The organism is Streptacidiphilus fuscans, assembly GCF_015690355.1.
Classification (GTDB): Bacteria; Actinomycetota; Actinomycetes; order Streptomycetales; family Streptomycetaceae; genus Streptacidiphilus; species Streptacidiphilus fuscans.
In genome coordinates, this window is sequence record NZ_JADPRT010000018.1 from 182993 (window position 1) to 202503 (window position 19511).

20 protein-coding genes and 2 pseudogenes are annotated in these 19511 nt (G+C 67.6%); 13 read left to right on the forward strand and 9 right to left on the reverse strand.

Annotated elements, in window-relative coordinates; genetic code table 11:
• Positions 1-543 precede the first annotated feature (543 nt).
• Positions 544-1014, forward strand: a complete 471-nt coding sequence (locus tag I2501_RS32935) for a hypothetical protein (RefSeq protein ID WP_328806821.1) — start codon at positions 544-546, stop codon at positions 1012-1014.
• A 1354-nt stretch (positions 1015-2368) separates the two neighbouring features.
• Here I2501_RS32935 and I2501_RS32940 read toward each other — a convergent pair.
• Positions 2369-2533: a hypothetical protein gene (locus I2501_RS32940; protein WP_196197979.1), complete on the reverse strand. Its 165-nt coding sequence runs from the start codon at positions 2531-2533 to the stop codon at positions 2369-2371.
• A 400-nt stretch (positions 2534-2933) separates the two neighbouring features.
• Between I2501_RS32940 and I2501_RS32945 the strand changes: the two genes are divergently transcribed.
• Positions 2934-3575, forward strand: coding sequence for a hypothetical protein (locus I2501_RS32945; protein ID WP_196197980.1), 642 nt, complete (start codon positions 2934-2936; stop codon positions 3573-3575).
• On the opposite strand, the gene I2501_RS32950 is transcribed toward I2501_RS32945, so the two are convergent.
• The 4 genes from I2501_RS32950 to I2501_RS32965 form a co-directional block, all read right to left on the reverse strand.
• Positions 3523-3873 carry a hypothetical protein gene (locus tag I2501_RS32950; RefSeq protein ID WP_196197981.1) on the reverse strand — a complete coding sequence of 117 codons (351 nt, stop codon included), beginning with the start codon at positions 3871-3873 and terminating at the stop codon, positions 3523-3525. The two genes, I2501_RS32945 and I2501_RS32950, sit on opposite strands and share 53 nt — an antisense overlap.
• Before the next feature lie 1022 nt (positions 3874-4895).
• Positions 4896-5552 (reverse strand): hypothetical protein, encoded by a 657-nt coding sequence (locus I2501_RS32955; protein WP_196197982.1) that lies wholly within the window; start codon positions 5550-5552, stop codon positions 4896-4898.
• Positions 5553-5857: 305 nt separating this feature from the next.
• Complete coding sequence (locus tag I2501_RS32960) at positions 5858-6385, reverse strand: hypothetical protein (protein ID WP_196197983.1); 528 nt, start codon at positions 6383-6385, stop codon at positions 5858-5860.
• A gap of 108 nt (positions 6386-6493) precedes the next feature.
• Complete coding sequence (locus tag I2501_RS32965; protein ID WP_196197984.1) at positions 6494-6748, reverse strand: hypothetical protein; 255 nt, start codon at positions 6746-6748, stop codon at positions 6494-6496.
• Between the two features lie 227 nt (positions 6749-6975).
• Between I2501_RS32965 and I2501_RS32970 the strand changes: the two genes are divergently transcribed.
• From I2501_RS32970 to I2501_RS41005, 7 genes and pseudogenes are all read left to right on the forward strand, one after another.
• Positions 6976-7788: a hypothetical protein gene (locus I2501_RS32970; protein WP_196197985.1), complete on the forward strand. Its 813-nt coding sequence runs from the start codon at positions 6976-6978 to the stop codon at positions 7786-7788.
• Positions 7789-8728: 940 nt separating this feature from the next.
• Entirely contained in the window at positions 8729-9130 is a 402-nt protein-coding gene (locus I2501_RS32975; protein ID WP_196197986.1) for a VOC family protein, read from the forward strand.
• A gap of 81 nt (positions 9131-9211) precedes the next feature.
• Positions 9212-10081 carry an LLM class F420-dependent oxidoreductase gene (locus I2501_RS32980; RefSeq protein WP_196197987.1) on the forward strand — a complete coding sequence of 290 codons (870 nt, stop codon included), beginning with the start codon at positions 9212-9214 and terminating at the stop codon, positions 10079-10081.
• Positions 10082-10108: 27 nt separating this feature from the next.
• Positions 10109-10439, forward strand: a pseudogene (locus I2501_RS39920) (DUF6193 family natural product biosynthesis protein).
• A gap of 168 nt (positions 10440-10607) precedes the next feature.
• On the forward strand, positions 10608-11156 hold the full coding sequence (locus tag I2501_RS32985) for a DUF4262 domain-containing protein (RefSeq protein WP_196197988.1): 549 nt from the start codon (positions 10608-10610) through the stop codon (positions 11154-11156).
• Positions 11157-11311: 155 nt separating this feature from the next.
• Positions 11312-11725 carry a DUF6188 family protein gene (locus tag I2501_RS39925; RefSeq protein WP_196197989.1) on the forward strand — a complete coding sequence of 138 codons (414 nt, stop codon included), beginning with the start codon at positions 11312-11314 and terminating at the stop codon, positions 11723-11725.
• A gap of 137 nt (positions 11726-11862) precedes the next feature.
• A pseudogene (locus tag I2501_RS41005) lies at positions 11863-11958 on the forward strand (LexA family protein); the annotation flags it as partial.
• A gap of 567 nt (positions 11959-12525) precedes the next feature.
• On the opposite strand, the gene I2501_RS41010 reads toward I2501_RS41005, so the two are convergent.
• Both I2501_RS41010 and I2501_RS33005 read right to left on the reverse strand, forming a co-directional pair.
• Positions 12526-12906 (reverse strand): IS5 family transposase, encoded by a 381-nt coding sequence (locus I2501_RS41010; RefSeq protein ID WP_408022811.1) that lies wholly within the window; start codon positions 12904-12906, stop codon positions 12526-12528.
• A gap of 36 nt (positions 12907-12942) precedes the next feature.
• Entirely contained in the window at positions 12943-13233 is a 291-nt protein-coding gene (locus I2501_RS33005) for a hypothetical protein (RefSeq protein ID WP_196197991.1), read from the reverse strand.
• A gap of 283 nt (positions 13234-13516) precedes the next feature.
• Here I2501_RS33005 and I2501_RS33010 point away from each other — a divergent pair, with 283 nt between their 5' ends.
• Genes I2501_RS33010 through tpg form a run of 3 tightly spaced genes read left to right on the forward strand, consistent with a single transcriptional unit; the run spans position 13517 to position 16983 of the window.
• The gene (locus I2501_RS33010) at positions 13517-14170 is read left to right on the forward strand and encodes a hypothetical protein (RefSeq protein ID WP_196197992.1); all 654 of its coding nucleotides are present in this window, start codon (positions 13517-13519) and stop codon (positions 14168-14170) included.
• Positions 14167-16422 (forward strand): telomere-associated protein Tap, encoded by a 2256-nt coding sequence (tap, locus tag I2501_RS33015; protein WP_328806822.1) that lies wholly within the window; start codon positions 14167-14169, stop codon positions 16420-16422. The genes I2501_RS33010 and tap overlap by 4 nt, the downstream gene beginning before the upstream one ends.
• A 3-nt stretch (positions 16423-16425) precedes the next feature.
• Positions 16426-16983, forward strand: a complete 558-nt coding sequence (gene tpg, locus I2501_RS33020; RefSeq protein ID WP_196197993.1) for a telomere-protecting terminal protein Tpg — start codon at positions 16426-16428, stop codon at positions 16981-16983.
• Positions 16984-17381: 398 nt separating this feature from the next.
• Here tpg and I2501_RS33025 read toward each other — a convergent pair whose 3' ends face one another.
• Entirely contained in the window at positions 17382-17969 is a 588-nt protein-coding gene (locus tag I2501_RS33025) for a hypothetical protein (RefSeq protein WP_196197994.1), read from the reverse strand.
• A gap of 94 nt (positions 17970-18063) precedes the next feature.
• Complete coding sequence (locus tag I2501_RS41015) at positions 18064-18426, reverse strand: transposase (protein ID WP_236047729.1); 363 nt, start codon at positions 18424-18426, stop codon at positions 18064-18066.
• Between the two features lie 159 nt (positions 18427-18585).
• Here I2501_RS41015 and I2501_RS33035 point away from each other — a divergent pair, with 159 nt between their 5' ends.
• The gene (locus I2501_RS33035) at positions 18586-19308 is read left to right on the forward strand and encodes a transposase (RefSeq protein ID WP_236047773.1); all 723 of its coding nucleotides are present in this window, start codon (positions 18586-18588) and stop codon (positions 19306-19308) included.
• The last annotated feature ends 203 nt before the right edge of the window (positions 19309-19511 follow it).

A 19511-nucleotide genomic window follows, 5' to 3' on the forward strand; every position in this document is an offset into this window, starting at 1 on the left:
CGCGGACCACCTACGGGGACCAGGTGGCGGATGTCCGCGTTGCGTCCGTATCGCATTGTGGGAGTGCGGGGCCGGCCGCCGGTATGACGGGGGAGAAATACGAGTTGGTGAGGGCCGCGGCCTGTATTGCCGTGCTGGTTGGCGTGGTGTGCCGTTTTTGTGACGCTCTCGTTGTGGTGTGTGTGGCTGGGTCTGGGCCTTTGTCTTCAGGGGCGATGGTGTCTGCGCTGTTGGCGCGGTGACTCAGTGGCTGACGTGGGACTGGTTGGCGAGGGGTTGCTCGGGGTCGTGGTGGTCGCTGGCCGGGCCTGACTGTTTCGGATCGGCGAGTATCGGGCCTGCCAGTCTTTACGGCGCCGGGTGAGCACGGGCAGCGAGTGGGCTGATCTACTCCCGCTCCAGGCGGGCGGGCGGGTAGCCTCGCGCTGACGATCGTTCATGGCTGAGAGGACCCACTGATGGAGGCCATCTCCGGACCTGGTCGTCCCGTCGGCGCTCACCTGACTGCTTGCCGACGCTTCTTCGCGCAGCGGGACGGCAGTCGTGGCTGACCTGCGGTTCGCCTGGACTCTCATCGGCCGGGGGTGGGCCGTCTGTAGTGTCGGCGATGCGCGGACCGGTGTCGAGGTCACGGCCTCTTTCATCAGCAACGCTCCCGAGGACCTGCTGACGGCGGTCGCCCGGCTGGTCACTGGCGAGGCCGATACACGTGTGCAGTTCGAAGCGGAACCGACGGTGTTCCGGTGGGTCTTCTGTCGTGCAGGCAGCGACGTGTGGATCCGCCTTCTGGAACTATCGGACGGCTCCAAGCACGACATCGCCGGCACCGAGATCTGGTCGTCCCAGCAGAACCTCGACACTGTGGCGCGAGCGGTGATCCGGTGTTTCGACGAGGTCTCCATGAAGTACGGCGAGAGTGCATACCGTGGCAAGTGGGGTGAGCATTTCCCCCGCAGCGAGCTCGAAGCACTGAGGTCGCTTTGGCGCACGCACCAGTCCGGCCGGATGACCTGAACACCCGAACCCTGTCGACATTCGGCGCTGGCTTGCACGGGTTGAGCGGAACATGTGCGGTTCTCCGAACGATTCGTTCGACGCGAGGGCCAGGCTGCCCAGATGCGACGGGAGTTGTGCCATCGTGATCTGCTCATCGTCCGGCGCTGCCAGGCCATCGTCGCGTTCACCGGTTCAGACCGCCTGATGCGCGCCTTCCGGCGTGGCCTGTGCCAGGTCCTGTGCTGGTCGGACCTCATCGATGGGTGCCTCGCGGGTACTGGCCTCGGCTTGGCTTCGCGTTCGCCCACGGGCTCCGCGGTCGCCCAGCTGGGTGCCGGACCTGCGGAGATGTTGAGTCGGTCGTGATGCCAGTCGGACGTCATCGTCCAACGGTGCTGTGGGGAGCGCATCGCCCGAACGTTCGGGATCTCGCCTCGCGCACTCCGCAGTAGTACGTCGACCATGCCCGTCTCGAATCGGTCGGTAGTCACGGGCCCGCGCGCCCATATCACTACCGGCGGCCACTGGTCGGGATCGCCATCCAAGGTGAGCCAGAAGTACAGGTCGCCTTGCTCGCTTTCGCCCCAGTCAGCAAGCCTCCGGGTTCTGGGAACATCCGATAGGTCGGCTTGGCGTCGTCTTCCTCGTCGAGTGTCTCGGCGCCGAAGAGGCCGTCCATTTCCATGGCATGCCACTGGATGTAGCCCTGGAAGCCGGTCTCGCGCCCTCCGGGGAGGAGGCGAGAGGTCGGTGCGTGCACGTGGCAGGCCAATGAATCAGGCGCGCCGAACCCACCTGCCCCGTAGAGGTCTACGAAGGCCCGGTAGTCCGACGGAAAGTCCAGGCCGATCTCTGCCCGGGATCGCTCCCCAGGAGGAAGCGACAGCGTACAAGAGCCCTGATGGTATGACGAGAGTGTCAGTGATCGTTCGTCATTTTGATGTCACTCGGATACGGCCGATGAGCTGGGAAGTCGTACTGACACTTCCTGACGAAGTGCAATGACATCTCTGACGAATGCCCATGTCAGTTTCGTGCAGACTGGTAAGGCCACCGGCGGATGAGCCGATTTGCAAGAGTGAGCTGAAGATGCTGGATAGCTCACGGGGGCCAAGTCAGCAGGCGGTGACGTCGCGCCCTGCAGGAGCTGCTGGCCTTGACGGTCGCTGACGCGCCGCCTCGCTCTACCTGGTGGCGCGTCAGCGCCTCGCAACCGCGGCCCCGTCTGGGCGCGGTGTAGGGCGTCGGCCAGAAGGGGCGGGGTAGGTTGCGGTTAGTGGTGACCTCCAGATCGTGTCGGCGGCCGTGCGCCCGCTCACCGGCCACCCGCCGTGCGTCCGCGCGGTCCAAGCCCGCACTGTGAGGCGCCGTGTCAGGAACCGCCTGTTTTGAGGAGGGCATACTGCTGGCGCAGGAGGTCCTTGGCGATGGCGGGGGCCGCGGCGCGTGCGTAGACCTGGACTTCGATCACGTAGACGCTGAGGTGCGTGGACATCTCCGTGGTGTCGTGGAGCGTTCGGTCGGAGGCGGCGAACACCCCCCCATGCCGCCGTCGGCCGGATCGGTCAGAGCAGGGGCGGGCGCGGATTCCCGGCGGTAGTTGGCGTCCCACGCGACGAGCATGCTCGGCGCGTCGGTGGGGGCGGCGAACCGGTAGACCATGACCGCTGCTTGTGTGCCGTCGGCGTAGATCCAGCCTTCCCGGGCGGCCGACACGAATCCGTGGTGGGCCAGCCAGGCCTCCTCACCGGACCTCGCCTTCGCCAGCCATATCTTCTGCACGGCGAGTTCGAGGTCCAGTGGGTTGCCGGTGCTGCTGGTCTGGGACCAGCGCAGGGTCCCTACACCGCGCAGCGCCCGAGTCTCGGCTACCGCTTCCCACGCCAGAATCCACTGGAGGTGACCGCCCCCCAGTATGGTCAGTGAGCTCCGTCCGCGTGACCATGCCGCTGTTCCAACTGCTCGGAGTGGGTAGCGAGGCGACCGCCGACCAGGAGCTGACAGTCGGCCGAGTCGCACGTACCACCTGGTGGTCCACCCTGCGTATGGACCAGCAGCAACAGTTGCACGCCTACATCGCCTTCGACCACGACCGGCTTGCGCTCCGGGAGTTGGAGATCGTCCTCGCAGAGTATGTCGAGGACGGACTGGTCCAGGCCCGCCGCTTGCGCCTCAGCGGCCTGCAACTGCCCACGACGAAGCCTGGAACGGCGGTCGAAGTCGTCTTGCCCACGCTTGGTCAGAAGGTCGCCCGCCAGGTGCGCCTGTCCGGCCGCGATGGCCGGCTGCTGGACTCGAAGGGACGCAATTACTTCGTAGAGCAGATCAACGTCGCCGCCACCGACGACGAGACCGGCGCGACAGCCACCGTCAGCCGCCCGACCACACCGAGCATGGTCAAGCGCCTTGCTGCCCTCGACGACGCGGACCACGAGTTCCGCAGGTTGGCCGACGATGGGCTCGCGCATCGAATCTTGACGACACCACGACCGCCATCACGAAGGGCAGAGGTGAAGGCGATAAGGATCAACCGGAGGAGGGACGCAGAGCCAGCAGGATCACGAACGCAGCGACCGTGATCAGGATGCCCGTCCCCACTTCGGAGGATCGCTTGCGGACCAGGAATGCGATCAACGGGGCACCGCAGAGCAGACCGATGAACGCCGCGGTGTCGTCCCACAGCAGAGCGCGATCGTGAGGTTCTGAGAACCAGCCGTGGCTGTGAAGTAGCACAGCTGCGATGCCGAGCAGGGCCGTGATCACTACGCCCTGCACCACGAAGCCCGCCACGGCGAGGCACGACAGTCCGGCCTCCCAGTTTCTACGTGTCACGCGAGCCACCTCTTCGTCAGCGACTCGCGCCAGTATTGCGGTCAACGACTCACGGTGCATGAGTATCCGTACTCAGAAGGCATTCGGAACGCGGGGGTCCGCAGGACTGCTGTCATTTGTCGTGAGCAGTTTGGAGCCGCGTGATCACCTGGGGCTGTCCAGACTCACGAACAAACGCTGTCGCAAGAAGGGTTCTGGCTCAACTTCCGTGACCTGTGCACGGTGAGTGACGATATTGCGGTGAGGTCGGCGTCGGGAAGTTGCCCGAAATTCGCCAGTCCCTCGGCCGCTGCGGCCCACAGTGCGGGACCGTGGACGATCTGGTGCCACGCTTAGAGGGGCTGCTGTTTCCGTTGATCGCGGGTGTCGAGGTGCTGTCGGTCGACGTGAGCGTCGAGTCGGTGAATGTGAGGCGAAATCCTCCTGGTCGATGGCCTCTTCTTGCTCGGCGAAGAGCGGGGCGGAACTCCTCGAAATCAGGAAGCGGCTCGACGACGGCGTGCATCCAGGGCCAGTCGGCGGCGGTCACGATCAGCCGGGCGACCTCCTGGCTGCCGCGGTGGAGTAGCCAGACGCTGCCGGTGGCCAAGTGCGGGTTGCCCATGCCCTCATGATGGCGATCAGCACTGACAGCCGGCCGTGAAGACCACGGCCGGCTGCGCTGGGACAGTGCGGCGGCTGTGCCGCTTGGGCGGTGCGTTCGACTGGGGTGGCTAGGGCAAGGGCCCCAGGTCGCCATCGACGATGGTCTCGGTGATCGGGGGGCGGTCCCACAGCGCGAGGTTTTCGTTCGCCAGGGCCACGATCGGGCGTGGGCCCCGGTTGCTGCGAGCGCTGATGGAGGTTGCCGACAGGGTGCGCGGGACTGCACCGGCGTCGAGGAGGACGCGCCAGTCCTCTGGTGTGAGCTCGAGGAATTCCAGCCCTGTCAGTTCCGCGATCTCCCGCGGGTCGGCGAGTGGCCGGGGGGGCACTTCGCACCGGCTGGCGCAGGGCGCCCGTACTTGATGCGACGTCAGCTTTGCGGTGCAAGGAGGCGCGTCGCACCCTAGCTGGGGACTGGGCGTTCACAGGCCCGGTACCGCTTCGTCGATTGTGTCTGCGGCGTTGGGCGGTGTGAGGGAGACGGCAGCGCCGTAGCTCGTGAAGCTGATGTTCTCTCGCACGCTGCTGCTGTCGGCCTGGATGCGCACCAGCGTGAGTGAGGTTGTGTCGCTGACCTCGTAGGTGGACCCGCTGACAGTGCTGAGGAATGCGACGACAGGTTCACCGTCGAGCGTGGACTTGCCTTGCCGCTTCAGGTTCGGAGGGTTGATAAGGTCGCTCGTCTCATTGCTCAGGTCACACGCCTTGGCAATGTTGGCAGCTGCCTGGTTGCTGGTGTCGGAGGCGATGTACTTGTTCGTCAGCGACTGGAGCTGGCTGCTGTCGTGGAAGCCCTTCGCCTGCCAGTAGGCCTTGTCCAGCTTGATCCAGATTTTCGTGCCGATCTCGATCAGCTGTATTGTCCCGAGCTTCATGATGTCGATGGATCCGACGCATCCCGTGTCGGGAACGACATCGAGGTTCACCACCGAAATCCCTGCGCTGCTGGTGACGCTGCCCTGCATGTGCACCGAAGAGGCAGACATGAGGCGATACTCGGCCTGGTTGGCCAATACGTAGGGGTCGGAAGCTGACGGGCTGTTCGACGGCGCCGATGCGGGGCTGCTGGAGGTCGACACCGGCTGAGTGGACGAGCAGGCCGCCGTGGCACTTACGACAAGTGCGACTGAAGCGGCAAAAGTAGTCAATACGCGTGCACGGGCGTTCATTTGAAGCGGAGTCCCTAGATCCGAATGCAAGGTGCACCTGCTTGCACACGCACCACACGATCTCCAGGCAGCGTCTGCGACGGGTGTGGTCCTCTTCCGCGCCATCCATCGCCGTCGCGCCCGCCCATCTCCGAGTTGGTACGTCTTCCTCGCGACAGACGTTGTCAGCTTCCGTCTCCGGACGTCTGGTCCTGCGGTCGGGATACGGGATATGCCTAGGACGACGCGATCGCGGCGATGCCGCCGACAAAGGCCGATGCCAGGGCCGTGCAGGCCATCAGCGCGACCGCGAGCCAGACTGCGCGCAGTCGGAATCGGCGAGTCAGCGCGAGTGGGAGCATGACTCCGGTGGCTGCGAGGGAGCAGCCGAACAGTGACACGGCTAGGAATCCGCAGAAGGCTGATACGCCCACGCGGTCATAGGTACCGCTCGTGGTGCGCTGCACGGGCAGTACGTCTCCTGGCGACAGGGGCGCGGTGATCGACGCGTCGGGGTCCACGGTGCGTCCGTCGTCGGACTGGAAGGTGCCGTCGCAGACCACTTCATGCCGAGGGATCTGGTTGCACGTGTGGATGGCAATCTGTCCGGGTGTTCCGGTCCAGCGCGCGGCGGCGACCATCTGCGGAACACTGAAGGCCAGGGTCGCGGCGGCACCGGCCAGGAGGAGGAGAACGACCGCGGCGAAGGTGACTGCTGCCTTGGCACGCGGTGCTTGCACCGTCTCCTGGTCGTGCTTGCTCATGGTCGTCCCCTTGTGGCGCGGGGAGCACTTCTCACCGACGTCGACGGGGACAGTACCCCACCGTGATCACGGAGAGGACAGGGCCCGAGCTCACCTCTACGTCCGGAGTCACCGGGGGAGGAACAGCACCTTCTCGGTGCGCCCGGTGGCTCGCTGCCAATGTTCGAGCAGAGTGCAGACCTGGCGCTGGAACTCCGTCTTGGGCAGGCCCGACCTGCCCTCGACGACGCCGGGCAAGGACAGCGGATTCGTGTCCGAGAGTTGGATCGGAGCCTCCAGCCAAGGCGTTCCAGACCGGGTGGTGCGACGGCGCACTTCGATGCGGGTGACCAGCGCGGGCGACTCGATCGGGATTGGAAGCAACCCGAGCTATCGTCCCTGGAGGCTCTCGCCTGGCCTCACTCGCCGTCAGTGACGAAGTGGTCCGCTTGCACTTTCGCTGTCTGGCGTAGCAGGACTCCGTGACAGTCTGTGAAGGGCTGGGGACAAGGCCATCGACCTGAAAGTCGCAGGTCCGTGTATCGAATGGTGATCGAGTTGTGACCGCCCGAGATCCGGCGCGGTCCGTGTGATCACTACGGTATGACGCTATGCACGACGGTGGCCCGACCTCAGACCAGAACCAGCCGGACGGCGACGAGCGTTGGAACGTCACGCTCGACGACGATTTCGTGAAGGCTGCGACCATCGTCGAAGGGGCCAGGGGTGGCTCCGACGGTGACGCACCACAAAAGCGGGACTGGCCCCGCAATCTCGCGTTGGCCCTGGCCGCCGCCGCACTGACCTTCTTTGTGTTCAAGGTGGTGCAGCCCGCGCCGGACACCACAGACAGCCGTGCCGGCGGGACCGCCACCGCGACGGCTTCCGTCGCCGGCGCGGCCGCTGCGGACCGCCCCCAGATCCCGCTGGCGCAGGCATTCCCCGCGGAAGTGTCCGCAGGAGGCGCGGTCTACACGAAGGTGGGTACCGCCACCATGGGCTCCTGCACCCAGCCGGACTCGGTGGGTCCGAGGCTCATTGCCATGATCAAGGAGGGCAAGGGCTGTGTGGGCGAGCAGATCGCGCTGTACAAGGACAAGCAGGACGATCACTTCAATCTGGCGATCTTCACGATGAAGGACCCGAAGGACACGGTCCGTCTGGTCACCGAACTCACCATGGCCTTCGACGACTTCGAGGTCGGAGCGCAGGCCCCGCCGCCGGCCTCCGGACTGCGCACCCTGCCTCAGGACAGCAGCATGGTCCAGGCGTTCATCGGCAACGGACGGGCGATGGTCGCCGCGCTCGGCCAATGGTCGGACGGACGCGCCACCGATCTTCAGGCGCTCGAGGACCGCGTCAGCGCCCTGCAGGAAGCCATCGGCAAGAACGTCTTCGCTTACGAATCCCACCGCCCCGCCTGATCGCCGGCCGCACCGCCGGTCCGCTGTTCCTGACCGAGCGCCGCGCGAGCGCCGGGACGCCGACACTTGACGTCTGCGAGGTCACCGGCCTGGCCCGGCTGTCCTGCCGCCGGGCCGAGGATGTCTTCGAGGAGAGCAGCCGGCAGCTGGCCAACCCCCGGGCCGCGGGTACCGGAACCGCCCCGTCGTACAGCTCGCCGGTCACCGATCCGTCGTCAGCTCCTGTCCCTGGATGCCTGGTTCTATACCACGTTGGTGCAGGTGGGCGATCAACCGCACCGCAGAGGCCGTGTGGTAGCTCGACGTGTTGTCCCTGGTCAGCGCGTGGGTGGGCGTGCCCGATGGTCTGACAACCCTTCTGTGCGCCCCATACCTGTTCTGTGTTGAGGGCGGGTGTGGGCGTGCAGTGTTTGGCAGGGTTGATCTTGGTGGGTGGTGGCGGCGGGGAGGGTATGGTCCCGTCCGCTGCCCGCGTGGTGCTGGTACCGGCTGGTGCAAGTCATGGTCACCTGAGACATGATGCAGCGTCAGATCCTGGGTGTAACGCGCTTGGGTGCAGTGCAGTGCAGTGCACGGCAGCGCTGCTGAGCGTCTTGCCGACTGGCTGACCCGCCCTGACGGGTGGTTCACAGGCGTACCCCTCCGCCTGCGGTCTGGTCGATGCGACTCAGGCCGAGCCGAAGCCTGACCAGGCGGATCACTCGGCACTGTCGCGCGGCCACGTCGGGACACCCACACTAGCTGCCAGAACTCGAGCAGCAGCACAGCGGCGACCAACCCTGGACACTTCGAGACCTCGGTCGGCCAAGGGGTCTCGCACGAGTGCCGTTGCCGCTTCGAGCGCGACTCCCTCGGATCCGGCGGGTAGGTCGAAGGTCGTAGGCCCGCTGCGGCTCCTGCCCGATCTTTGGCGGATCGCAGCCGACCTACCGTGATCCACATGGACATCCCCGAACACCACAAGCAGGCCGTCATCCCTCACATCATGGTCGACGGCGCCGCCAAGGCGATCGAGTTCTATACGGAGGCCTTCGGCGCCGTCGAGCTCTACCGCCTCGAAGGCGACACCGGCCGCATCATCCACGCCGAGATCGGGATCCACGGCTCCACCCTCATGCTGGGGGATGCCCACGCCCCCGTCTCCGCGCCGGGCCCCGAGGGAGCGTCCGTGGCACTACACGTCTACGTGCCGGACGTCGATGCCCTGACCACGACAGCCGTGAGCGCCGGCGCCGAACTGCTGGGTGCACCGGCCGATATGCCGTATGGCGCGCGGCAATCGATGCTTCGTGACCCCTTCGGCCACGTGTGGATCCTGCTCACCGCGATCACGGCGGTGTGACCCGTGTGCCCGGTGCGGGGCGGCGCGTCCTGCCGGTTGCGGTGGCGTTCTCGCGTCTAAGGTGTGGTCAGGAGGCGCGGTATGCGGGTAGGTCTGCACGCGCTGGGCATCGGTGACGGTGCCCGGCCGGAGGTGATCCGGGCCGTCGCCACGGCGGCGGAGGCGTGCGGTTTCGCGAGGCTGTGGTGCGGCGAGCACGTGGTGCTCGTGGACGCGCCCGCTTCCCGCTACCCCTATTCGGCGGATGGTCGCATCGCCGTTCCGGCGGATGCCGACTGGCTCGACCCGCTGCTCGCGCTGAGTTTCGCTGCGGCGGTCACCGAGCGGATTGAGCTCGCCACGGGTGTGCTGCTGCTGCCGGAGCACAATCCGGTCGTGGTCGCCAAGCAGGCGGCCACGCTCGACGTCCTGTCCGCCGGCCGGTTCGGGCTCGGTGTTGGGGTCGGCTGGTCGGCCGAGGAGTTCGCGGCGCTCGGTGTCCCTTTCGAGCGGCGTGGGCGTCGCACGGACGAGTACCTCGCCGCGATGCGCGCCGTCTGGACTGAGGACCCCGCCTCCTTCAGTGGCGAGTTCGTCCGCTTCGAGGGGATCCGGGTCCACCCCAAGCCGTTGCGGGGCGGCCGGCTGCCGGTCCTGGTCGGCGGCAACAGCCGGGCCGCCCTGCGTCGGGCGGCGAGGTCCGGGGATGGGTGGTACGGCTTCAACGTGCCCGTGGCCGACGTCCCGGCGAGCATCGCCGAGCTCGGCGAGGAGTGCGCCCGCCACGGCCGCACCCTCGACGAGCTCACGGTCGCCGTGGCGCCGAGCGACGGCACCCCGGCCCACCTCGCGGAACTCGCTGCGGCGGGAGTCAGCGAAGTGGTCGTGGTGGCCGCACCCCCACCGGTTCCCGGGGAGGTCGCCGCCTGGGTCGCGGAACTCGCCGGGACGTGGATCCGCACAGGCTGCTGAGTCTGGACTCGCCCGTGGTGTTCGGGCTTGAGGTCCGGGTGGCAGCACTTGCGCACGGAGGCAGTCGAGGTGGACTGGCCGGAGTACCGCGCGCTCATCGAAGCCGCATACGCCGAGCCGGCGTTGCGGCGGCTCCATCCGTTCACAAGCCACTGGACACTGCGCTTCTCCACCAGGACGCGCCCGCGCCTCGCTGTTGTCCCGCTGTGCCTGCACCCCATCGGCAGAGCCCTACACGCTCAGCACCCTGTCTATCGGGGAGGTCGTCGCCGAGGTGCCGTCGGCGACGGAGGCCGTGTCGATGGCCTTGCGTGATCTGCCATCTGATCTTGGCCCTGTTACGGCTGGGGCTCGCTGAACGGGCCGGGTCGAGCTCAGTGAGGATGCCGCGGTCGGCGAGGTCGCTCGAACTCGTGCCGGGTGCTTTCGATGTTCTTCGGGATGATGTGCAGGCCGAGGGACTGGTACAGGCCGCGGATGCGGGCCCGGCGACCTGGCTCGAACGCCCAGCTCGTACTCTGCACGCATGACCGGTGATCCATTCCAGTGCCGATGCGTCCTGTGCCACGACTACGGTGACCGCGGCGATGCAGACCAGGTTGAGCGGACGATCATCGGAAATGTGCACGAGCATGGATGGCACGTCGTGATGGTCCCCGAGGATGAGATCGGCCCGGGGTTCGCCTACACGATTGGCCTGGCTCACACGCACGGCACGCCTGAGCTCGCCATGTTCGGGCTCGATGTCCGCGTTATGCACCGCATGCTCAACACGCTTGGCGAGAAGGCCGCGACGGGCACGGTCCTGGCTGACGGCCAGGAGTATGACGGTGTCGCCCGAGGCCTGCCGGTGAGGCTCCGCTGCGCTGATCTTCGCTGGTACCGGATGTTCTTCGGACGGGCCATCGGGTTCTACCGGCGTCCGCCCTTCCCGGTCCTGCAGGTGGCCTGGCCCGACGCGGACGGGCGCTTTCACTGGGAGGAACCCATCGGACAGGGCCATCAGGACTCGCAGCCGCAGCTGTGGCTGCCGCCCAACGAGCACCCGGTCGGAGCCTGGACAGCCGAGCTCTGAACTCGGTCGCGGGGATCTTCTGGAGCAGGAGCGTCTTGCGAGGCTGGGACTGTGTTGATCACCGGCGAGATCTGGCCTTGCCGTGAGTCGGGCTGCCCGGCCGTGGGGTCATATTCGGCTGGCGTCGGCGGTGCTCCGCGGTGCATCGTGCGGTGGTGAGTGAATCTTTGCTGGCCGAGCACGAAGACCGTCGGATCATGAACCTGCGGGGGCTGGCCGTGACCGAGATCGGCATCAGCTATCAGTTGTCCCTGCGCCTCGACTCGGATGCGCGCGTGGTACTTGCATGCCCCTCCACGCTCACGCTGGGCGTCGACGACGGCCGCCAGGACGTCTTCCTGGATCCGGGGCGGCAGGATGTGGTGGCGGCAATCGGGCTGTTCGGAGCGAAGGTCTTGTCTGCGGTGGCCTTCAAGACGGGCTCGATGCGGCTGGTCTTCGACAACGGTTGCCACCTCAACAGCCGGGCGGACCCGTCGTTCGAGGCTTGGGAAGTGCTGGGCCCAGGAGGCTGGCGGATCATCTCGATGCCGGGCGGGAAACTCGCGGTCTGGTCCGGGCGAGGCTAGTTGGCTGCTGGCTGGGCTCGCGTCTGCTCGCCAAACCGGCCCTCCCTTTGGCCCATCTCTTCGCTCCACCAGCCGGTTCGTCTCCCGCGGCCTCCGGGATTCGGCGAACTCGGCGGTTTCGCGTGTGCGGTGACTCGATGACCGGGGCGAGGATCCTGGACGGGGACACCGTCGTGGTCCCTGCGGCCCAGGCGGCCGACCACGGCGACATCGTCGCCGCCCTCATCGACGACACCGAAGCCACCGTCAAACGCCTCCACCACAGCGGCCGAGCAGGTGCGTGGCTGATGCCCGCCGGCCAACGACGCTTAGCAGCCGATCAGCGCGGCGGGCGCGCGGATCCTCGGCAGGGTCGTCGCAGTGCTGCGCAAGGTGTAGGCGAACGTCGCACCCGCCGTTGGCTATGGTGCCGGACGGCCCGCCGCCGATCCGCTTTCAGGGCTAGCCGCGCCAGCGCGTCCGCCGGTGAATTACCAGACCTGACCTGCGCTGGTGACCGTGGAAGTCACCAGCGACAACGGTCTGCCGCGGTGGGGTCGCCCCGTGGACCGACGTCCCAGTGCGCTGGCCGAGGTGCTGCAACTCCTTTGACATGGCCAGGCCGGGGGCGGTCTGGAGGGAAGCAACCTGGGCGGGCTTGTCCCGCAAGCAGATCGCCAGTGTGGACATTCAAAACCCGGATCACTGGAGACCGACGCGGCCGAGATCCGGAGCCAGCAGGGAAGGGACGTCCCGCACGGCTGCCTGAATACCACAGGTGGGGGCCTCATGCCTCCTTGATCGACATACGGCCCTCGAACTCATCTGCCCGGACGACACCGAAGGACGGGCCAGGGGAGGAGACCCCTTTTGCGGGCTCCTGTGGCGTGCTGATGGGCTCGCACGATCGTGGAGTCCACAGAGACGACCCAGTGCAGCTCCTCATCGGCGTCCGCCTGGGCCAGGAGCGCGGTGAACACCCGCTCCCACGTGCCATCGGCGGACCACATCCGCAGCCTGTTGTAGACGCCCCGCCAGTTGGCGTACTTCTCTGGCAGCTGCACCCACTGTGCACCTGTCTGGATTTTCCAGGCGATGGCGTCGATCACCTCTCGGTGGTCCCGCCACCGGCCACCCCGTTTTGGTGTCCGGTCCGGAAGCAACGCCTCGATCCGCGCCCGCTGCGTGTCAGTCAACGGCACAACTGGACAAACGAGCAGGCGATGCGGAGGGAGTGACTACACGTAGCCGGTGCCATCGGCCTTGCCGGCAGCTGTCCACCAGGACATCACCCGGGTAGCCATCCCTTCCGGCTCTGACGGGAGAGGGGTAAGGCCGAAGTGATCTTCCAGTTCGTGCCGAAGGAACTCATCGATTTCCGCCTCGTCAGTGCCACGCCGGAGCCGCTGGAGGAGAGGGGCGAGCATGCAGTCGTACTCGTCCTGCACCGCGTCAGCTACGCCGATCGGATCCCACTCGTTGAGCAGGTGCCGCAGGCCGTTCTCGGTGATGCCGGTTCCAGATCCCATCGCTCCAGGGTGCCACCCAGAAACCGCTGTCATCCCTCACCCTCTTTGATCCAAACGAACCGCTAGGTCTCAAGCGCCTCGGCGAAGACCTGAGTCGTCGTCGACTCCTGCCGGGGCAGGCGAAGTCTTCACATCGATGACATGGCCGATCGGCTGTGGAGCAACCGGCCACTCGTGGCATCCGGCCGTGTATGAGGACCCGGCGGAATATACTCTGAGTTGAACTTCAAAGTTCGTCTTGCGAGTAGAAGCGGGTGGGTGGGTGTCCAGACAGGGTCAGATCGTGGCCGGGGCCCAGTCGCATGCCCGCTTCCTGCTGCAACGCATCGCCGAAGAGGCACAGCACGCAACGGAGTTGGATGACCCGCTGGAGCAGGCGCACGTGATCGCCACGTTGCTCCAGCCGTACTCCGGCTGGGCGCTTCGGGAGGCGGTGCTGGACTGCCGCGATGCGGGGGCCCAGTGGTCGAAGATCGCGCCCGAGGTCGGCCTGTCCCAGGCTGTGTTGTCGCGTCAGGTCCGTGGTACGGGTCCGGTGGTGACGATCGCCCCCCGCTACAGCACATCCCAAGACAACCTCGACGCGCAGACCCCACTGCGCCTGGCCGCGACCAGCCTGGCCCAGCGGATGACCGCCCTGGCCGCACACGGCGCGGGCGCGCCGACAGCAGAGCACCTGTACATCGCCGTGATGGCGATGACTCAGGCGCAGGCCACCCTGCACGTGGCCTTGATCCTGAGGACCATAGAAGAGGTGTTGCGCATCGCCGATGGCATCGAGCAGGCGCACGGCCCGGCGGCGGCTGCCCTGACCGAGGCCGAGCGCGGAGTGTGGGCTGGGATCTGCGAACTGCGCACCGCGTACGAGCGAGACCACGGTGCGATCCGCATGACAGCGGAACTGGATGCCGTCAGCGCGGGGGAGGGGCCGCGGTGAGCACGAACAAGCAGGAGGGCGCAGCGATGAACGGCGTCGAGGCACTGTTGGCCACGGTCGCCTCGGGAACCGTCCTGCCAGCCCTGACAGAACGGGTCCGGCTCCGCGAGGCTGCCGGGTTGACCCCGGCCGCGGTCGCACAAGCCCTCGGGACACGGGCCGCCAGTGTGCTTGCGTGGGAGGCCGGGCGCAGCGAGCCGACCGGCGAACGCTTGGACGCCTACCGCGCCCTGCTGGAGGGCCTCGCCAGGCACTACCCGCCCCCCACGCTGGCGCCCGCATGGCCGACGTCCGCCCCGACCACAGAGCGTGCCGCTATGGCCCCCGTGCCTGCAGCGGCGGTCGGCAACACGCCCACGGACCGTGGCACTGCCAAGCGCACCGCCCGCGCTGAGGCCGGACCGATCACGAACGCTGCACCCGCGACAGGAACCGACACGCGGCTCGATCACGGCCCCCTACTGGTCCTGGACGGCGACGGCTGTGCCTACGGCACAGACGGACTTGTATTGGACTGCCCCGCCACCTCGGTAGCAGGTCTGGTCGAGTGGACTTTCGCTGAGGCGGGGATCGGCTCGCAGCGCCTGCACCCCTCGGGCAAGGACGGCGACCCCTTGGTCGTCCTCACCGCCGCCGCGGCGGAGCGGCTCGGCCTGCCCGAGCGCCTCACCGACCGGGTCGGACTGCGCCTGGACGACAAGCACCCCGTCATCACGCAGCTCACGAAGGCGAAGTGGCAGCTCACCAAGCGCGGCTTCGGACCCTGGCCGCGTATCTACCGCCCCGCAGAAAGCGGGCGCCGCCGCTGCGTCCAGCTCGCGATCCTCCCCTGGGAGGCCCTGGACACGCGTGCCTGGGGGGAGACCGCCCACGAGCTACCTGCCCCGGAGCTCGCCCGGATGCTAGGCACCTTCGCCGCCCGCGTGATCACCCCGGTCGGAGGTGCAGCGTCGACCGGCATCGAGCTGATGACCGCGTTGCGCCCGCCCACCCATGCGGTCCGAGACACCTCCGGGACGTGGCGTTCCGCCGCTCTCCCAGGCTCACTGCCGGTCCCCGTCGACCCCGCGCCGCCGGAGGCCACACCCGAGCATCCGCGGGCGACCGGCCGGGCCGAAGGCCCCGCAGGGGCACTGGAGGAGGAGTCGCTGGCCTGGTTCCGGGACCCGGAACTGCTCACCGACGCCGAATGCGCTCTCCCGTTCGCGGTCGGCATCGACGTCAACACCGCCTACCTCGCGGCCGCCTCCCGCCTGCGTGTGGGGCTCGGTGAGGCTGTCCACGTCGACCGCCCAGCGTTCGACAAGAAGCTCGCCGGATCCTGGCTGGTCGACCTCACCAGCCTGCACCTCGATCCGCGCCTGCCGAACCCGTTCACCCCGACCGGCGAGGCCCCTACCGGTCCTGCCTGGTATGCCACCCCGACTCTCACCTACGCCCTCGAACTCGCCGCGCTCCTCGGCCAACCCTTCACGATCCAGCCGCTGGAGGCATGGCTGCGCCCCGACGCCGCCCAACTCCGTGACCTCATCTCCGCCTACCGGCTGCAGACCCCGCCCGCACCGTGGGAGCCAGGAGGCGACCAGACCGCCCTCGAGCGCCTCGGCCTGGACGCGTACCGGCCTGAATTCCTGGGCACCGTGCCGCGGTTCGCTGCCGGCCCCTACCTCGACCCCTGGTACAACCGACTGCGCGCCGCCTACCTGGACACCATGGCCGACCTAGGCGTCACCCCCGACCTCAACCCGGCCGACTACCTGGCCGCCATGCGCCACCACAAGACCACAGACCCGACCCTGGCCGCCGTCCTTTCCGCGATCAAAGCAACCGTCAAGGGCGGAGTCGGCAAACTCCGCGAACGCCCCCAGCAGCGCGGAACCGCCCGCGGTGCCGCCTGGCCCGCGCTGCGCCGCACCACCTGGAACCCCCACATCCGCGCCACGCTCATTGCCACCGCGAACGCCAACAACCACCGCAAGATCATGAACCTGGCCCTCAAGGCCGGCCTGTACCCGCTTGCTGTCAACGTCGACTGCGTTCTGTACGCCTCATCCGGCTCCTCCCCGCTCGACGTCCTTCCCCACGATCAGGCCGGCAAGCCGCTCCCGGGCGGCTTCCGCCTCGGAGTGTCCCCGGGCATGGTCAAACACGAAGGCACCCGCGAACTGGTCTGGGCCGCGCAGCTGCTGGACGAGGGCCGCAACCCCGCGCGCCTGGTCAAAGGCCCCGACGCTCTCTGGGACGGCGAATAGCCAATGAGCACACCTATCGGCGACGCGCTGCGCAAGGCCGTCGAGGACCAGTTCACCCGTCAGCCGCCCGTCTCCACCCAGGCCAGAGCAAGGTTCTTGGTGAAGAAGCTCGGCGCCACCCGCCCCGTCGCCGACCTGCTCGGCGTCTCGCAGCGCACCGTGGAGCGCTACCTGACCGGCCAGCGCAAGCAGCCGCCCGCAGAGATCGCCGGGCGGCTGGAGCAGGAAGTCCGCGCCCGCTGGCAACCGCTGGTCCGCAAGCGGGCGATCGACCGCGCGGCCACCACCCGCGGCGTCGCCGTCGAGACCCGGGCCACCTTCGGCTTCGACGCCCCCGCAGGCAGCACCGACGACGCCCGCCTGCGCCGCATCGCCCAGCAGTTGGATCCCGCCGCTACCGCCCGGCTATTCGAGGCAGCGCAGACCGGGGCGGAGGAGGCCGAACTCGCCCAGCTCGTCGCCGAGGGCTTGGCACACATCTACTTCCGCGACGGCGGACGCCGCGCCCACGGCCTGGACGTCCGGCTGACCGACATCGACTACGTGATCATCGACCTTTGATCGTCCAACTCGGCCAAGCACCCAGGTCGTTGAGCCGAATCAAGGTCAACTGGCACCGGTTCGCGGGCGTACCCTCCCGCGAACCGGCGAGTGCGCTCGACACCTGGCCTGCAAGTTGCCTGACGCTGCCCCAGATAGGTGGCGTGTCAGGCGATGCCGCCTGCGCAGTTCCGGCAACTACGGTCACACGCCGGGTGCCTGACATGACGTCGAGAGGCCGCTGACGCACACGGCGGACCCGTCGGTTGTCAGTGCTGGAATGTACAGTTGGTGGCCTGGCTCAGGTCCGGGCCGCCGGCAGAACCGGTGGAACCAGCCGAAGCACACTGTGGACGATCACGTAATTCGGCTCTGTCGTTGATCTTGTGACGACTGCTGTGCCGACAGCCGGATCGCTCTCATTGGTAATGGGCGCTGATGGGCCGGTCGGCCTCCCTCAGGTCTGTGACGGTGACGCGTCCGGGTCCTGCAGGTGCGTCGCAGTCGGGGCCGTGGAGGTCCAGTGCTGTCAGGTTCAACGTGAGGGCGTGGTGCTGCCCCAGGAAGGCCCGGTCCAGTTCGAAGGCGATGCGGGTTCCTGTACCCGGTTGGGGATCGGTCCTCCGAGGCTCCGAGACCGGCCTCAGGCCAGCGAGTTCCTGCTCGAAGGCGTGCCCGTTCCGCCAGACCTTGACGACAACACGCGAGCTCAACGCGCTCGCCGCTGCACTGAGCCAACGCTCCGGCAGAAGGAGCGATCCGAAGTATCCGAGCTGCGGGTGGCCATGCCCGTCCAGGGCATCGGCTCGATCGTCACGCACAGCGAAGGAGAGGTCGCCCGTGATCTTGGCCTCGGCCTGGAGGGTGTGCAGCGGAGCGAGCCGGGCGGCTGGATGAAGCGCGTGCCCCAGGACGTTCTCCAGCACCCGGGTTGCCAGCTCCGGATTGCTCCGGCCGACCCGGAAGTACATCTGAGGCTGTGCCCGCACGTGCTCGTCGAAGTCCACGATCCGTAGCTCGGCCGCGCTGTAGTCGTCCACCGTCACGGTCGAACGCTACTCGCTGGTGCCATGCCCGGACGGATGGACTGGGTCGGCCGCCTCATGGACTGCTGAGCACGCGTCGCCGGAGGAGATCGAGGTTCGCGCGGCCGTAGCCCATGCGCTTGAGGAGCTTGATCCTCGTGATCTGGCCCTCGACCTGGCCCGAACTCCAGGACGTTGACAGCGCGGCGGTGACCGCGTCCAGGTCCCGCCTCATGCCGTTGACCAGGGAGTGCAGCGCAGGAAGGTCGTCCGCCATGACCCGCTCCATCCAGCTGGGCAGTTCCTCTCCGCGCAGGTCGCGCATCATGGCCGCGAAGTCGCGGACGTGCCGTTCGGTGATGTCGAGGTGGGGACAGGCGGTGCGGATCTCCTTCAGCTCGGTGGCGTCGGTCTCGGCCAGGTGCTTGGGGTTGCTCATGATCCAGCGGACGACGCGGCGGGGTTTCGGGGTCGGGCGGAGTGCGGGAGGCGGGGCGGGCGGGTTCCTGGGCCTGGGGCTGTGCGGCTTCTTGTAGGGCTTGAGGTAGCGTCGAACGGATTGGATGTCGCCGGTGAAGCCCTGCCGTTGGAGTTCGCGATGCAGTTGGGGGACGTCGTGGCAGCCCTCGCGCCAGCGCTGGTGCAGGTAGGGCTTGAACGGGTGGATCGATGCCCGACCCACTGCCTTGACCAGCAACGCGTCCAGGCTGCGGGCGCGGGCGAAGCGCCGGACGGTCGAGTCGTCCAGACGAAGCTCGCGGCCGCTGCGGGTCAGCGACAGTCCCTGAGACAGGAGTTGCTGCACCGCTTGGTAGCGCTCGGTGGTGCGGGCGACCAGCCTTCGGGGGCGACCGAGGCCGTCCAGACCGTCCGCCGCTACCTGCGGAACTTCACGCCGACCGCCCCCGTGCCGGCACCCAGGCCCGCGCCGCGGCCCCGTCGCGTCGTCCGATGGATCATGACGAATCCGAGCAACCTCCCCGACGAGGACACCCTCTCCCTCAAGGAGATCCGCGCCGGCTGTCCCGAACTCGACGAAGTCACCGACCACGTCCGCGACTTCGCTGAGATGATGCGTGACCTCCGCGGCGACCAACTGCCCCAGTGGATGGAGCGCGTCGAACACGATCCCCTGCCCGCACTTCACTCCCTGATCAACGGCCTGCGCCGGGACCAGGACGCCGTCGTCGCCGGACTGTCCAGCCCCTGGAGCTCCGGCCAGGTCGAGGGACAGAACACGAGAGTCAAGCTCCTCAAGCGCGCCGGATACGGCCGCGCCAACTTCGACCTCCTACGCAAACGCATCCTGCACAGGACCTGAACCCGATCACAAGACCAGCGACAGAGCCGAATTACGCGAACGTCCACAGGGTCAGCCGTGAGGCCCTCGACGACGAGTCGGGGGCTTCCTGTGTTGCCGTGCTCAGGCCGGTTCGAAGGTCGGTTGCACTGGGCCGATCTCCTCGCTGGCAACCAGTTCCTCCAGGTCCTCCGGCTCGAGGAACTCCAGGGCCGCCGGGTCAA

Excerpts from the sequence above, each read along its gene's own strand:
- I2501_RS41015 (WP_236047729.1), bottom strand. The coding sequence starts at position 18,426 with ATGAGCAACCCCAAGCACCTGGCCGAGACCGACGCCACCGAGCTGAAG.
- I2501_RS33005 (WP_196197991.1), bottom strand. The coding sequence starts at position 13,233 with ATGGGATCTGGAACCGGCATCACCGAGAACGGCCTGCGGCACCTGCTC.
- I2501_RS32980 (WP_196197987.1), top strand. The coding sequence starts at position 9,212 with ATGCGGGTAGGTCTGCACGCGCTGGGCATCGGTGACGGTGCCCGGCCG.
- I2501_RS33035 (WP_236047773.1), top strand. The coding sequence starts at position 18,586 with ATGCAGTTGGGGGACGTCGTGGCAGCCCTCGCGCCAGCGCTGGTGCAG.
- I2501_RS32960 (WP_196197983.1), bottom strand. The coding sequence starts at position 6,385 with ATGAGCAAGCACGACCAGGAGACGGTGCAAGCACCGCGTGCCAAGGCA.
- tpg (WP_196197993.1), top strand. The coding sequence starts at position 16,426 with ATGAGCACACCTATCGGCGACGCGCTGCGCAAGGCCGTCGAGGACCAG.
- I2501_RS32985 (WP_196197988.1), top strand. The coding sequence starts at position 10,608 with ATGACCGGTGATCCATTCCAGTGCCGATGCGTCCTGTGCCACGACTAC.
- I2501_RS32975 (WP_196197986.1), top strand. The coding sequence starts at position 8,729 with ATGGACATCCCCGAACACCACAAGCAGGCCGTCATCCCTCACATCATG.
- I2501_RS32970 (WP_196197985.1), top strand. The coding sequence starts at position 6,976 with ATGCACGACGGTGGCCCGACCTCAGACCAGAACCAGCCGGACGGCGAC.